We start from the raw sequence: 12,893 nt of genomic DNA, 5'->3' as shown, positions 1-12,893 counted from the left end.
TAATCTAAGTTAGGTGACATAGCATAATACAAACTATGATTGGTGTCGATTTACATACACATAGTAATATTTCCGATGGAACGCTTGCTCCAGACTTACTTGTGCGAGCAGCTTTGGAAAAGGGCATTCATACACTGGCTTTGACTGATCACGATACCATGGACGGATTGTTTCAAGCCGAACAAACAGCACTTGATCATCCGATTCGAATCATTTCTGGCGTTGAAATTTCCAGCCAATGGTCCAGACCAACCACCAATAAAAACTATGGTGTGCATATTGTGGCCCTAAATATGCAAAATCCAGAGCCGCTATATCAGCTGCTACAACAACAAAAAAGAATACGTGCAGAGCGTGCAAAGCAGATTTGTGATTTACTGCTTCCATTGATCAATGTCGATATTTATGAAGATGTCTTGGCTTTGGTCGATCATGTGCCTGACCGTGTGACTCGTACCCATATTGCAAAAGTGCTGGTGGCAAAAGGTTTTGTTGCGCGTCCACAGCAAGCCTTTGATAAATACATCAAAGAAGGTAAAAAAGCCTACGTTAAATTTGATGGTTTAGGCTTAGAAGAAACCATTCGTGTGATTCATGAAAGCCAAGGTTTTGCAGTATTGGCGCATCCGACTCGTTATGATTTATCCGCCACCAATGTTCGCTGTCTGATTGAACTATTTGCTCAATATGGTGGAGATGCTGTAGAGCTTCCACCTGCAATAGAACCCGCTTCAACACGTCAAATGGTGGATCGGATGATTGCGCAATTTAATTTAAAAGTCTCAGTCGGCAGTGATTTTCATGGCGACAACATGCCATGGATCAAGTTGGGCAATATTCCGCGTGTCAAAGAAGGTCAAGTCGGCATTTGGGAAAGTTTTAAATAAAACTTTAAATAAAAAATTTAAAGGTCTTTCAAAATAAAGAGTCTAAAACATAAAAAACCTTCTCATATAGAAGGTTTTTTATTGTCATCAATCAGTCAAATCAGCCTGCAAAACCAAAGTGTTGCTTCAAAGCAAGTTATGATCTTGGGCTTGAATTGGTGGTGGTGTGGGTTTTCCTAAAGTCCCCAGCAGTTCAATTTCAATAGTACGAACCATAGAGTCCAAAGGTAAGTCATTACTTTGTGTACCAAAAGGCTCTTCGATTTCAGAGCTTAAGGCATCAAGTCCCAAAAATGTATAGGCTAAAATACCCACCAACAGCGGTGTTACCAAACCTAAAACAGAGCCTAAACTAAAAGGCAGCATAAAGCAGAAAAAGTAAACCGTACGATTCAGCAAAACTGAGTAAGCAAAGGGAAGAGGCGTCGTCGCAATTCGGTCACAGCCTGTTTGCACTAAACTTAATTCAGTGACATGTGCATTCATTTGGGTGTAAATGATGTCGGAAATTTCACCTTCTTTCAGCGCTTGCATCAGCTCCCATTGAATCAGACTTAAAGTATATTGGGGTGCATTGGCTTGTTGATAAAGCTGAGTTAATGCCTGAGGACTCATGCCACTGGTTTGTTGTAAAACGTCTGGACTAACAGTCTGATGACGTAAGCGATCACGAAGGACATTAGCAAAAACAATCACATGATGAATAATTCTTTCCCGTCGACCTTGAGGGAAAATACGGCAGTCTCGGTCAAAATGTCGAGCATTGGCAATTAGCATGCCCCAAAGTTTTCGAGCTTCCCACCAACGGTCATAACATGCACTATTTTTAAAGCCTAAAAAAATCGAAAGGACAACACCAATTAATGTGAATCCCACCAGTGGAATTTCAGGAAAACGATATAAGTCAATAAACTCGATACCACCGACAATGGCCGAAATCAGCATGACAAAACCGAGGGGTGGAAGGACTTTGGGTAAGATCGTTCCACGCCATGAAAATAATAATTTTAAGGTATCGCTTTGATCACGAACAATCATGAAAGTGAGGTCTATAATTTTTTATTGATCTTCACCACTTCAAAGAAACTTGTCAATGCTATTTCAAAGAAATACGGCTAAGAATACTCGAATTCATATTTTATCTCGCTTGAATAAAACCATGTTCCGCAAAGGAATACGAATCACTGGTCGAAATGATGATGTGATCGATCAATTTAATTTCAACAAGTGCACATGCCTGTGAAATGTCTTGGGTCACTTGTAAATCTTCAGGCGAAGGTTTGACCTTCCCTTGAGGATGGTTATGTGCAATCACAATTGCGGTGGCATGATGATGAATGGCATGGCGAAGCAAGGTATTTATCGAAATGTCACAATGGTTCAATGCACCATAAAATAGTTTTTTAAAATTAATTTTTCGAAGTTGTGCATCTAAACACAGCACAGCAAATACTTCCTGCCGTTCACCGAGCAATTCATAACGTAAATAATCACACATTAATGAAGATTGACTGAGGTCTGTGCCTTCATTGACATGATAATTTAAATAGCGCCGTCCGAGCTCTTTCACTGCCATTAATTGAGAATATTTGGTTGCACCAATACCATGAAACTGACTTAAGTCTTGGAGTGATGCATCAAAGATTGGGCTTAATCCGCCAAAATGTTGCAGTAAAATTCTTGCAAGTTCGACTGCTGAATGTTGCTGTGAACCTGATCGTAAAAAGATTGCCAGCAACTCAGCATCCGATAAACTCTGCGCACCTTGACTCAGAAGTCGTTCTCTCGGCCGTTCTTGTTCAGGCCATTGTTTTATTGATTTATTCATTATTATTCACTGTTTTAATTTATTCTACTTTTTGATGATTGCCCATCGAATCACTTGGGTTGATAAATATTTAATGCTATTGTGAGCGCCACTGCAACAGAAAGGTGGCCAGATAGTGAGCTTCGATCTCAGTGTATTTTCAAATAAAAATATTATCCTTGCGGTTACTGGTGGTATTGCTGCCTATAAAAGTGCCATTCTCGTTCGTCGATTAAAAGACTACGGTTTTAATGTACGTGTTGTGATGACTGAGGGTGCGCAAGCATTTATCACGCCATTAACCTTTCAAGCCCTGTCTGGAAATTCTGTCCATACTGAATTACTCGATCCCGCAGCCGAAGCGGGCATGGGGCATATTGAACTTGCACGTTGGGCAGATCTGGTTTTGGTTGCACCAGCAAGTTGCGATACTTTGGCAAAGTTTGCTGCGGGTTTAGCTGATGACTTACTGAGTACGCTTTATTTGGCGACCAATGCGCCTGTTTGGGTTGCACCTGCTATGAATCAACAGATGTGGGCTGCAAAACCGACTCAGCGCAATTTAAATACCTTAGTTGAAGATGGTGTACATGTGATTATGCCAGATGCTGGCTCACAAGCATGTGGAGATGTGGGTTTAGGTCGCATGCCTGAACCGGAAGATATTGCTGAACAAGTACGACAGTACTTTCATAAAGCACAACGTGCCATCGCAGAAAAATTTGGTTTATTGGCAGGTAAACGTGTCACGATCACTGCAGGTCCAACCCGTGAAGCGATTGATCCAGTACGTTATATCTCTAATCATAGTACGGGTAAAATGGGCTTTGCCATTGCCGCGGCATGCTATGCAGCAGGTGCAAAAGTCAATTTAATCGCAGGTCCTGTGAGTTTAGATACCCCCAATGGCGTGCATCGTATTAATGTTGCTTCAGCGATGCAAATGCTTGACCAAAGTATGCAACAACTTGAGCAGGGCTGTGACGTATTTATTGCGACAGCTGCAGTTGCCGACTACCGAGTTGCACAAGTAGCAGAACATAAAATTAAAAAAGCAGGCGATGAGCTGGCCGTATCTTTGGTAAAAAATCCTGATATTGTGGCGACCATTGCTCAGCAAGATCAACGACCATTTATGGTAGGTTTTGCGGCTGAAACGCAAAATATTGAAGCCTATGCAACAGGTAAACTAGTTTCCAAAAAGCTCGATATGATTGCATGTAACGATGTGTCTCGTGCAGACATTGGTTTTGCTTCTGATGAAAATGCCATGACCGTATTTTTTGCAGAAAAATATGATCTTGAAAAACGTGATTTGGAAAAGGCATCAAAGCAAGAAATTGCACAGCAATTGGTTGAAGCAATTCATGATGCTTTAAATCATGAGCTGTAATGATATAAGTTTGGATTTAACTCCTATTTTTGCTGGGTTATATTCATAGTAAAATTCATGTGAACTCGTTGAAAATGCAACCATCAAGGTTGCATTTTTATGTTATAAAACTTGTATTACAAATTAAACAACAATGAAAATAATTTAAGGAAAGTCCATGATAAAACGTCTGTATCTAATCATGATTTTGTTATTCGGCGTTGGACTGAATCAAACAGTGATAGCGGCAGGTTTGAAGCAACCGATGCAAGAGTTAAATGTAGCCTATAAAGCATTTAATGAAGCGCAAAATAATCAAGATGCTTCTAAAGCATTAACAGCAATGTATAACGCTACTTTAAACTCTAAGAAGCATTTACCATCGCAACTTGCACAATTACGAGCTGATGATGAACAAATTAAAGTTTATCGATTGATGCTCGATATGTTATTGGTCGATATTGACGAAGCGAAAAAACTGGTCGATGCCAATCGTCTGCTAGATGCAAAGAAAAATTTGGGAAAAATTGATGCCATTAAAAATCAAGGGCACCAGAAATTCAAATAAATGTATTGAACTTATGCAAGATTTTAGAAGCTCTTCGAACAATAAAAAAGACCGCAAAAGCGGTCTTTTTTATGTATGTGTACAAGCGAATTAAGCTTGACCTTCCACTGCAGCGGCTTGTGCGCGTTGCATATTTGCTTCAAATTCCGCATCAAAATTGATAGGTGTAAGAAGCAATTGAGGGAAGCTACCTTTAGTCACTAAGTCATTCACCGCTTCACGAAGGAATGGGAACAAAATATTTGGGCAATAAGCGCCTAAAATGTATGGTAAACGCTCTTCTTCGATTTGATCGATCAAGAAGATACCCGCTTGAGTTACATCAACAATAAACGCAGTTTCATCTGCATTTGTTGCTTGGACAACCACTTTTAAAGACACTTCGAAGTGCGTCGGGTCAATTTTTTCAGCAGCTGATGACAAGTTAATGTTCAGTTCAGGTTGCCATTCTTTAGTAAAAACTGATGCCCCAGGTACTTCAAAAGATAAATCTTTAGTGTAAATACGTTCTAAAGCGAGTTGTGGTTGAGCTTGTTGTTCTTCACTCATTATGTATTCCTTAATTAAACCGTATGATGAAACAATTATGATGCAAGCAATTCGTCTAGTTTGCCTTCACGCTCTAAAGCATAAAGTTGGTCAAAACCACCAATGAACTGATCTTTAATAAAAATTTGTGGCACAGTACGATGATTGGTCTTTTGCATAAGCTCAATACGAACTTCAGGTGATTCTTGAGATAAATTAATCTCTTTATATGCAATGCCTTTACGTTCTAGAAGCTGTTTTGCGCGAACGCAGTAAGGACATACTGATGTTGAATAAACAGTAACTTGTTCTGACATAATTCAGGTTCCTTAAGCTTTAGTGCCTTTAACCAATGGTAAGCCTTGAGCTTTCCAGTTACTTATACCGCCATCTAAACGATAGCTATCTGCATGACCGACTTGTTGAAGGGCAGTACCTGCAACTTGACCTAAATTACAAATAAAGACCAAAGGGCGATCAGATGCTTTTAACTCTTCAATATGACTTGAGATCTGGCTATATGGAATATTGCGGCTGCCACTAATGTGACCTTCACGGAAATCTTTCCCATCTCGAAGATCAATCAACATCGCATTTTTAGCTTTCACTAAAATACCCAAAGATTGTGGAGAAATTTTACGGCCATTACGGTGTCCTTCAAAAATAAAGAACAGCACCAATAAGGCACCTAAAATTGCAAATAAGAAGGGGTGATTCCCCATGAATTCCAACCAACGTTCCACAAATCACCTAATGACAAATTTAAACTGCGTAGAGTATAGCGTATATATATGGTGATCAAAATCACCGCTTCAAGTCTTGTCGATAAGAAAATTAATTTTTTTGTTGCGCTTCAGTGATTTCCTCAATTAAACGCAAATAACTCTCCAGTCGTCGAGATAAAATTTTATGTTCTTCAACAGCTTGCTTAATCGCACATTGTTTCTCATGAGTATGGGTACAATTACGATATTGGCAATGACCGATAAAATCTGCGATTTCAGGGAAACCGTTATCGATCTTATCAAGGTCGAGATGCCAAAGTCCAAATTCACGAATTCCTGGGGAGTCAATGAGTGCACCATTTTCACCAAAGCGAATCAAACGAGTGGATGTTGTGGTGTGTTGACCCAAGGCAGAATTGTCTGAAATGACGTTGGTTTTTTGTGCAGCATCCGGAATAATCGCATTGATTAACGTGCTTTTACCTACCCCTGATTGACCAACAAATGCCACTGTTTCACCATCGAGTCTTTGCTTTAAATCACTCAGATCGCCATTGGACTGAGTCAGCATAAACTCATAGCCTAATGCACGATATTCTTCGACCAGTTTTAAGCGAGGATCATCTTCGCCCTCAAGCAAATCGCATTTGTTCAAGACCAGTAATGCTGGAATATTGGCATCTTTACATGCCACCAAATAACGGTCGATGAGCGTCGGCGCAGGTTCTGGCAGTGGCGCAATAACAATAACAATGAGGCTGATGTTGGCAGCGACAGGTTTGACTTTGTGATAACGATCTGGACGGGTCAATAAAGAACGACGCGGATGAATCGCCGTGATGATACCCAGTCCCGTATTGGGATCTGCTTGCCATTTCACTCGGTCGCCCGTTACCAAAAGTTCTAAATTGGTTCGAGTATGACAGCGCCAAATACTGTCAAGTTCAATCGGTTTCCAGAATGGCTCAGGTTCACCATCCTGAACCACAGGCTTAAGGGGATGATCTTTGGGTGTTGAAAGCGCTTGGACTTCGAGTTGACGTCCATAATGTTGTACGACTAAACCTTCTAAATCGTTTGACGTATCTATATCTTCTTGACGTGTTTGATGTTGTTTCTGAATGCGGCGCTGTTGCTGCTCAGTTAAACGACGTTTACGAATTAGAGCCATTCATAACCTAAAAAACCATAACAATAAGATGGCAAAAATAGCATGATGAGGATGGGAATTACAGCCAAGATCTAATTAATTTGCTACTATTGATATTTTAATAGTCCAATAAGATTGCACTTTATGAGCAGCACCCCAGATACACGCTTGATTTGGATCGACCTCGAAATGACAGGTCTAGACACAGACAATGATAAAATCATTGAGATTGCCACCATTGTGACGGATGATCAGCTCAACATTCTTGCAGAAGGTCCAGTACTGGCAGTACACCAGTCAGACATTATTTTAAATGCAATGGATGAATGGAACACACGTCAGCATGGTCAGTCGGGGTTAATCGAACGTGTTCGTCGTAGTAAATTGACCGCTCAAGATGCAGAACAGCAAACTTTAGAATTTTTGAAAAAATGGGTGAATCCGAAATCATCACCGATGTGTGGGAATTCGATCTGCCAAGACCGCCGTTTCATGCACCGTTTGATGCCTGAGCTAGAGCAATTTTTCCACTATCGTAATTTAGATGTTTCTTCTGTAAAAGAGTTGGCAAAACGCTGGCGCCCAGAAATTATGAGTGGTTTGAAGAAAAATGCCTCTCATTTGGCGATGGATGATATTCGTGATTCAATCGCTGAATTGAAATATTACCGACAATATTTCTTCATCATGAATCAAGACTAATTTTAAAGACTGAAGTTTGTTCACATTTGAATGTTTCTTTTTGAATGATTTGTATGATGTAAATAAATGATCTTTTAAAATTCAGATGAAGTGATGGTTAGAGAAGGGGCTATGGAGCTCCTTTTTTACATTTTGTGAAAATTTAGTGATAAGATTGACTTAAATATAATCTATTGCTACTGATTTAGCTCAAGTGCTGTAATAGCGATGATTCAAAGAAATAAAACTCGTCGTGAAGCGATGTCATTGATTCAAAATCAATTAAATGAGATCAGCAATTATTTTCCATTTTTGCGAAGTCATGATAAAAGATAAACAATACAGATTCGTCCAGCTCTATTTGGACATTTGATTAATATTATAAATGAGTAGAGATATGCAAAGTAATAACCCTATTTTAACCCGTGTGGAAACACAGGCCGATTATAGCCAACCGATGACCGTACAAGGTGCAATTCAAAAATCAATTCTATTGACTGTAATTGCTGCTGTGATTGGTGTAGGACTATTTTTCTATAGCTTTTTAACTCAAAATTTTTCAATTGCCTATGCAGGAGCAATTGTGGGTGCAATTGGCGGTTTAATTCTCGCATTGGTTGCGACATTTAAGCCGAATACAGCACGTACACTTGCCATTCCTTATGCATTTTTTGAAGGTGCATTTTTAGGTGGTATTTCTGTGATTTTCCAATTGAGATATCCAGGTGTGCCAGTCCAAGCATTATTTGCGACTTTCGTAACGACTTTTGTGATGTTTGGTTTATATAAATTTAAAGTGATTCGTGCCACTGAGAAATTCAAATCGATTGTCATGTCTGCTTCCATTGCCATTGCCTTAGTTTTTGTTGTGCAATTTGTAATGAGTTTGGCTTTTGGTTCAAGCATTCCATACTTATTTGAAAATAACTTACTTGGTATTGGTTTTGCTGCATTTGTTGCCGTTATTGCATCACTGAATTTGATTTTAGATTTTGACTTGATTGAAACTGCAGCAGCAAATCAAGCGCCTAAAGCAATGGAATGGTTATGTGGTATTGCTCTACTGGCAACTTTGGTATGGATGTACTATTCATTCCTACGTTTGATCGGTTTATTGTCAAGTGACGACTAAATCTAAATATTAAAATGAAGTAAATAATCTGATCTTTAAATGATCTTATAAAGCCAGCGCTCAATGTGCTGGCTTTTTACATATGAATAACAATCTGCTGAAAGGCTTCAAGTTGAATACGATCAGCTTAAAGGATGGTTTAATCTGTTGAGTTTTTAACAAAGATTTAAAAAAAGGCGCATTATGCAATTTCGCAAATGCTCTAGAATTGGCATTATGCAGTAAATTATTTTGAGTGAGAGTCACATGGCACAAGGACTATTAGCAGGTAAACGTTTTTTAATCGCGGGTATCGCAAGTAAATTATCAATTGCATTTGGTATCGCTCAAGCATTACACCGTGAAGGGGCTGAGCTTGCTTTTACTTATCCAAATGAAAAATTAAAAAAACGTGTAGATGATTTTGCTGAACAGTTTGGTTCTAAGCTTGTTTTCCCATGTGATGTTGCCAATGATGATGAAATTGACAATGCATTTGCTGAAATTGCTAAACATTGGGATGGAATTGACGGCGTTGTTCACTCAATCGGTTTTGCTCCTGCGCATACCTTAGATGGTGATTTCACTGAAGTGACCGACCGTGAAGGTTTTAAAATTGCACATGATATTAGTGCTTATAGTTTTGTTGCTATGGCACGTGCTGCGAAGCCGTTACTGCAAGCACGTCAAGGTTGTTTATTGACGCTGACGTATCAAGGTTCTGAACGTGTGATGCCAAACTATAACGTCATGGGTATGGCGAAAGCATCGCTTGAAGCAAGTGTTCGTTATCTAGCGTCAAGCTTGGGCGCAGAAGGCATTCGTGTCAATGCAATTTCGGCTGGTCCAATTCGTACATTGGCAGCGTCTGGCATTAAAGCCTTTCGTAAAATGTTAGATGTAAATGAAAAAGTTGCGCCGTTAAAGCGTAATGTGACCATTGAAGATGTGGGTAATGCTGCATTGTTCTTATGTTCACCATGGGCAAATGGGATTACCGGTGAAATTCTGTATGTGGATGCTGGTTTTAACACAGTTGGTATGAGCCTTGATTTAATGAGTGATGAATAAGTCACTGCTTTAATTAAGTTTTTAATTAATGAAAAAGGTCGTCAAATTGATGACCTTTTTTACATTTTATAACAACTTCTGATACATAAGTTCTATTTTGTAAATGATTTTTTTGATTAAATAGCAGCATTAAATAAAACCTTCACATAGATAATAAAAATGCTTGCCAATATCTTTTCGGCCTTAGAACAATTGGGATTGACTGCACAAAAACGTGCCATCCATGTTCAATTTTCCAATTCCAACTTAAATAGCCAAGTCTTCTTACAACGAATAGATGGACAACATGCCTTAAATGAAGGGTTAAAGGCAGAACTCATCTGTCTGTCGACCAATGCAACCATTTCTTTAAAAGAATTCATTGGCAGTCAAGTAGCCGTCGATCAAGTCACGGACAATGGCAAGTTATTCCGTACTACGGGCATTATTACTGAAGCTGCTCAAGGGCAAAGTGATGGCTCACTCACCCTATATAAACTCACTTTAGAAGACCCAACTTCACTGTGGCATAAACGACGCAATAGTCGTGTGTTTATGAATAAATCCGTGGTGGATGTGGTCGATACTATTTTTCAAGAATGGCAAAACAAAAGCCCGTTATTCGCTTCTAGCTTAAGCCTCGACATTAGCGGACTTAAAAACCAGTACGATGTCCGTCCATTCATTATGCAAAGCAATGAAACGGATTACGACTTCCTTACTCGCTTAATGCGTAGCGAAGGCATTAACTGGTTGATTGATGAAGCTCAACTGACTGTGCCGAATTCATCAGCTTCAATTGAAGCCCAAAAACTACGTTTGATCGATGACAACAGCCAATACACCGCATTAGACCGTCGTAATATTCGTTTTCATCGTAGTAGTGCCACAGAACAACAAGACAGTATCACCAGTTTTATTGGACAACGCTCCCTACAACCCACTGCTGTTCATGTACAACGCTGGCAAGCCGATGTCCTCGAACAAGAAGAAGGCGCAGGTTCAGTCCAAAGCAAACACCAACACAGTCAAAATCAGGACAATGCCAGTTTAGGTTTAGAACAAGCATGGCACTTTAGCCCAGCGTGGATGCAAGACTTAAACGGTGAAGACCAAGCCACAGCATCTAGCAACAGCCAAATTGAAAAACTGAATCAAAACCTCAGCAATTATTACGATGCACAAAGCAAACAGTTTATTGCGACCTCTACCGTACGTGATAGTCAGGTCGGTTATTGGTTTGAATTTAACGAACATCCAGAAATCGATCAGCACAGTGGTGCAGACAAAGAATTCCTGATTATCGGTAAGACTTTCTATAACCAGAACAACTTACCCAAAGATCTGAATGATCAAATCAATGCATTACTGGCACAAAGCCAATGGACGCAGAATCGTTTTAATGGTGCAGCCAGCACAAACCTGATCAGCACCAATCAAAGCAACAGCAAGCAAAATGACGAACGCCAAGCCAACAGCTTAGTCCTACAACGTCGTAACATCACCACGGTTCCAGAATACAACCCACTGGCGCATCGTCCTGCGGCACATCCACAACGTGCCAAAGTCGTAGGCCCAGCAGGTGAAGAAATTCATGTTGATGAATGGGGACGTATTAAAGTTCGTTTCTTGTTTACCCGTAACGAAGACCACCAGTTTGATGGTGGTGCAGGCACTAACAATGATGATACTGACTCTGCTTGGGTGGATGTTCTAACCCCATGGGCTGGCGAAGGCTATGGGGCACGCTTCCTCCCACGTATCAATGAAATTGTGGTGATTGACTTCTTTGATGGCAACATTGACCGACCATTCGTGGTGGGACGTATTCACGAAGCACAACGCAGTCCAACCAAGTTTGACATTAAAGGTCAACTGCCAGATACCAAAAAGTTAGCAGGGATTCGTTCTAAAGAAGTCGGAGGCGAAGGCTTTGGTCAACTGCGTTTTGATGACACCACTGGGCAAATCTCCACTCAACTGCAAAGTAGTCATGGGTCAACACAACTCAACTTAGGTAACTTGAGCCACCCTAAAGATACAGCAGAAAGTGAAGGGCGAGGCGAAGGTTTTGAACTCAGAACAGATCAGTGGGGTGCAGTGCGCGCTGGTGATGGATTACTCCTCAGTACACATAAACAAGACCAAGCCAGTGGTAATCATCTTGATGCCAATGAAGCGAAATCACAGATTGAAAGTAGCTTAAACAACGCTAAAGCCTTAAGTGAAGTAGCGAAGAATCAGCAGACGGATCCTCTGCAAGTTCTAGAAAATTTACAAGGTTTTATTGATACCCTTGCCAAAGAAGATCAGGAAAAGGCAGATGCCTTTAAGTCAGCTGTGATGCTTTTGGCTGCACCGAATTCGATTGCGTTGTCGAGTAATGAAGACGTGCATATTTCGGCAGATGGTCAAATCAGCCAAAGTGCAGGTGATAGCATTAACATCTCGACGCAGAAATCGTTACTTGCGCATGCAAGTGAAAAGATTAGTCTTTTTGCGGCACAGGAAGGCGCACGTCTTTTTGCTGCTAAAGGAAAAATTGAAGTTCAGGCTCAGGGTGATGCGCTGGATGTGATTGCACGTAAAGGCATTCAAATTATTTCGACTGAAGATACGATTTATATCACTAGCCCGAAAGAAATTAATTTAACTGCGGGTGGTTCGCAGGTGAAAATTAATGGTTCTGGTGTTTTCTCAACAACTGCTGGTAAGTTTGAGGCGAAGGCGGGGCAGCATTTGTTTACTAGAGGAGCCAGAGTAGCGGTGCCTCAGATTAATTTGAATACGTCACCCTGCTATTTAACATATGAAATAGTTGATGAAAATGGCCAACCAGCAGAAAATATTGATTACATAATTATTAGAGATGATGGTAGTCAGGAAAAGGGTAAGACAAATGCATCAGGATTAACAAAGCGTTTTGAAACTGTAGGGCCTGAGAAAATTTTTGTCCATATTTCTGATGAAAATGCATCTAAATATATAATTGTTCAAAATAATGAAGCTTAACA

At 40.1% G+C, this 12,893-nt stretch carries 13 protein-coding genes; 7 read left to right on the top strand and 6 right to left on the bottom strand.

The window, feature by feature from the left end:
- Positions 1-35: 35 nt before the first annotated feature.
- The gene (locus G8E00_RS13665; protein ID WP_166225454.1) at positions 36-887 is read left to right on the top strand and encodes a PHP domain-containing protein; all 852 of its coding nucleotides are present in this window, start codon (positions 36-38) and stop codon (positions 885-887) included.
- A gap of 126 nt (positions 888-1,013) precedes the next feature.
- Here G8E00_RS13665 and G8E00_RS13660 read toward each other — a convergent pair whose 3' ends face one another.
- Positions 1,014-1,925 carry a bestrophin family protein gene (locus tag G8E00_RS13660; protein ID WP_166012171.1) on the bottom strand — a complete coding sequence of 304 codons (912 nt, stop codon included), beginning with the start codon at positions 1,923-1,925 and terminating at the stop codon, positions 1,014-1,016.
- Positions 1,926-2,025: 100 nt separating this feature from the next.
- Positions 2,026-2,715, bottom strand: a complete 690-nt coding sequence (gene radC / locus G8E00_RS13655; RefSeq protein ID WP_166012170.1) for a RadC family protein — start codon at positions 2,713-2,715, stop codon at positions 2,026-2,028.
- A 115-nt stretch (positions 2,716-2,830) separates the two neighbouring features.
- On the opposite strand from radC, the gene coaBC reads away from it, so the two are divergent.
- Positions 2,831-4,087 carry a bifunctional phosphopantothenoylcysteine decarboxylase/phosphopantothenate--cysteine ligase CoaBC gene (gene coaBC, locus G8E00_RS13650; RefSeq protein WP_166225451.1) on the top strand — a complete coding sequence of 419 codons (1,257 nt, stop codon included), beginning with the start codon at positions 2,831-2,833 and terminating at the stop codon, positions 4,085-4,087.
- A 157-nt stretch (positions 4,088-4,244) separates the two neighbouring features.
- Positions 4,245-4,634 carry a cytochrome b562 gene (locus tag G8E00_RS13645; protein ID WP_166225446.1) on the top strand — a complete coding sequence of 130 codons (390 nt, stop codon included), beginning with the start codon at positions 4,245-4,247 and terminating at the stop codon, positions 4,632-4,634.
- A 90-nt stretch (positions 4,635-4,724) separates the two neighbouring features.
- Here the strand turns inward: G8E00_RS13645 and secB are convergent, their stop codons facing one another.
- The 4 genes from secB to rsgA all read right to left on the bottom strand — a co-directional run bounded on the left by secB (position 4,725) and on the right by rsgA (position 7,058).
- Positions 4,725-5,183, bottom strand: coding sequence for a protein-export chaperone SecB (secB, locus tag G8E00_RS13640; protein WP_166012167.1), 459 nt, complete (start codon positions 5,181-5,183; stop codon positions 4,725-4,727).
- 35 nt (positions 5,184-5,218) lie between these two features.
- Complete coding sequence (gene grxC, locus G8E00_RS13635; protein WP_166012166.1) at positions 5,219-5,479, bottom strand: glutaredoxin 3; 261 nt, start codon at positions 5,477-5,479, stop codon at positions 5,219-5,221.
- A gap of 12 nt (positions 5,480-5,491) precedes the next feature.
- Positions 5,492-5,905 carry a rhodanese-like domain-containing protein gene (locus tag G8E00_RS13630; protein ID WP_166012165.1) on the bottom strand — a complete coding sequence of 138 codons (414 nt, stop codon included), beginning with the start codon at positions 5,903-5,905 and terminating at the stop codon, positions 5,492-5,494.
- A gap of 91 nt (positions 5,906-5,996) precedes the next feature.
- Complete coding sequence (gene rsgA / locus G8E00_RS13625) at positions 5,997-7,058, bottom strand: small ribosomal subunit biogenesis GTPase RsgA (RefSeq protein ID WP_166225443.1); 1,062 nt, start codon at positions 7,056-7,058, stop codon at positions 5,997-5,999.
- A gap of 123 nt (positions 7,059-7,181) precedes the next feature.
- Between rsgA and orn the strand changes: the two genes are divergently transcribed.
- The 4 genes from orn (at position 7,182) to G8E00_RS13605 (ending at position 12,891) form a co-directional block, all read left to right on the top strand.
- A complete protein-coding gene (orn, locus tag G8E00_RS13620) occupies positions 7,182-7,739 on the top strand; it encodes an oligoribonuclease (protein ID WP_166012163.1) in 558 nt (185 codons plus the stop codon).
- A gap of 376 nt (positions 7,740-8,115) precedes the next feature.
- On the top strand, positions 8,116-8,850 hold the full coding sequence (locus G8E00_RS13615; RefSeq protein WP_166225440.1) for a Bax inhibitor-1/YccA family protein: 735 nt from the start codon (positions 8,116-8,118) through the stop codon (positions 8,848-8,850).
- Positions 8,851-9,096: 246 nt separating this feature from the next.
- The gene (locus G8E00_RS13610) at positions 9,097-9,900 is read left to right on the top strand and encodes an enoyl-ACP reductase FabI (protein WP_166012161.1); all 804 of its coding nucleotides are present in this window, start codon (positions 9,097-9,099) and stop codon (positions 9,898-9,900) included.
- A gap of 159 nt (positions 9,901-10,059) precedes the next feature.
- Positions 10,060-12,891 (top strand): type VI secretion system Vgr family protein, encoded by a 2,832-nt coding sequence (locus tag G8E00_RS13605; protein ID WP_166225437.1) that lies wholly within the window; start codon positions 10,060-10,062, stop codon positions 12,889-12,891.
- Positions 12,892-12,893: the final 2 nt, after the last annotated feature.

The sequence above is a fragment of the Acinetobacter shaoyimingii genome (assembly GCF_011578045.1).
Taxonomy (GTDB): Bacteria; Pseudomonadota; Gammaproteobacteria; order Pseudomonadales; family Moraxellaceae; genus Acinetobacter; species Acinetobacter shaoyimingii.
Note: the sequence above shows the minus strand (reverse complement) of the source record. Positions and strands in the feature narration are given on the sequence as shown.

Coding starts and splice junctions, on each gene's coding strand:
- G8E00_RS13665 (WP_166225454.1), top strand. CDS start 36: ATGATTGGTGTCGATTTACATACACATAGTAATATTTCCGATGGAACG.
- G8E00_RS13660 (WP_166012171.1), bottom strand. CDS start 1,925: ATGATTGTTCGTGATCAAAGCGATACCTTAAAATTATTATTTTCATGG.
- radC (WP_166012170.1), bottom strand. CDS start 2,715: ATGAATAAATCAATAAAACAATGGCCTGAACAAGAACGGCCGAGAGAA.
- G8E00_RS13645 (WP_166225446.1), top strand. CDS start 4,245: ATGATAAAACGTCTGTATCTAATCATGATTTTGTTATTCGGCGTTGGA.
- secB (WP_166012167.1), bottom strand. CDS start 5,183: ATGAGTGAAGAACAACAAGCTCAACCACAACTCGCTTTAGAACGTATT.
- grxC (WP_166012166.1), bottom strand. CDS start 5,479: ATGTCAGAACAAGTTACTGTTTATTCAACATCAGTATGTCCTTACTGC.
- rsgA (WP_166225443.1), bottom strand. CDS start 7,058: ATGGCTCTAATTCGTAAACGTCGTTTAACTGAGCAGCAACAGCGCCGC.
- orn (WP_166012163.1), top strand. CDS start 7,182: ATGAGCAGCACCCCAGATACACGCTTGATTTGGATCGACCTCGAAATG.
- G8E00_RS13615 (WP_166225440.1), top strand. CDS start 8,116: ATGCAAAGTAATAACCCTATTTTAACCCGTGTGGAAACACAGGCCGAT.
- G8E00_RS13610 (WP_166012161.1), top strand. CDS start 9,097: ATGGCACAAGGACTATTAGCAGGTAAACGTTTTTTAATCGCGGGTATC.
- G8E00_RS13605 (WP_166225437.1), top strand. CDS start 10,060: ATGCTTGCCAATATCTTTTCGGCCTTAGAACAATTGGGATTGACTGCA.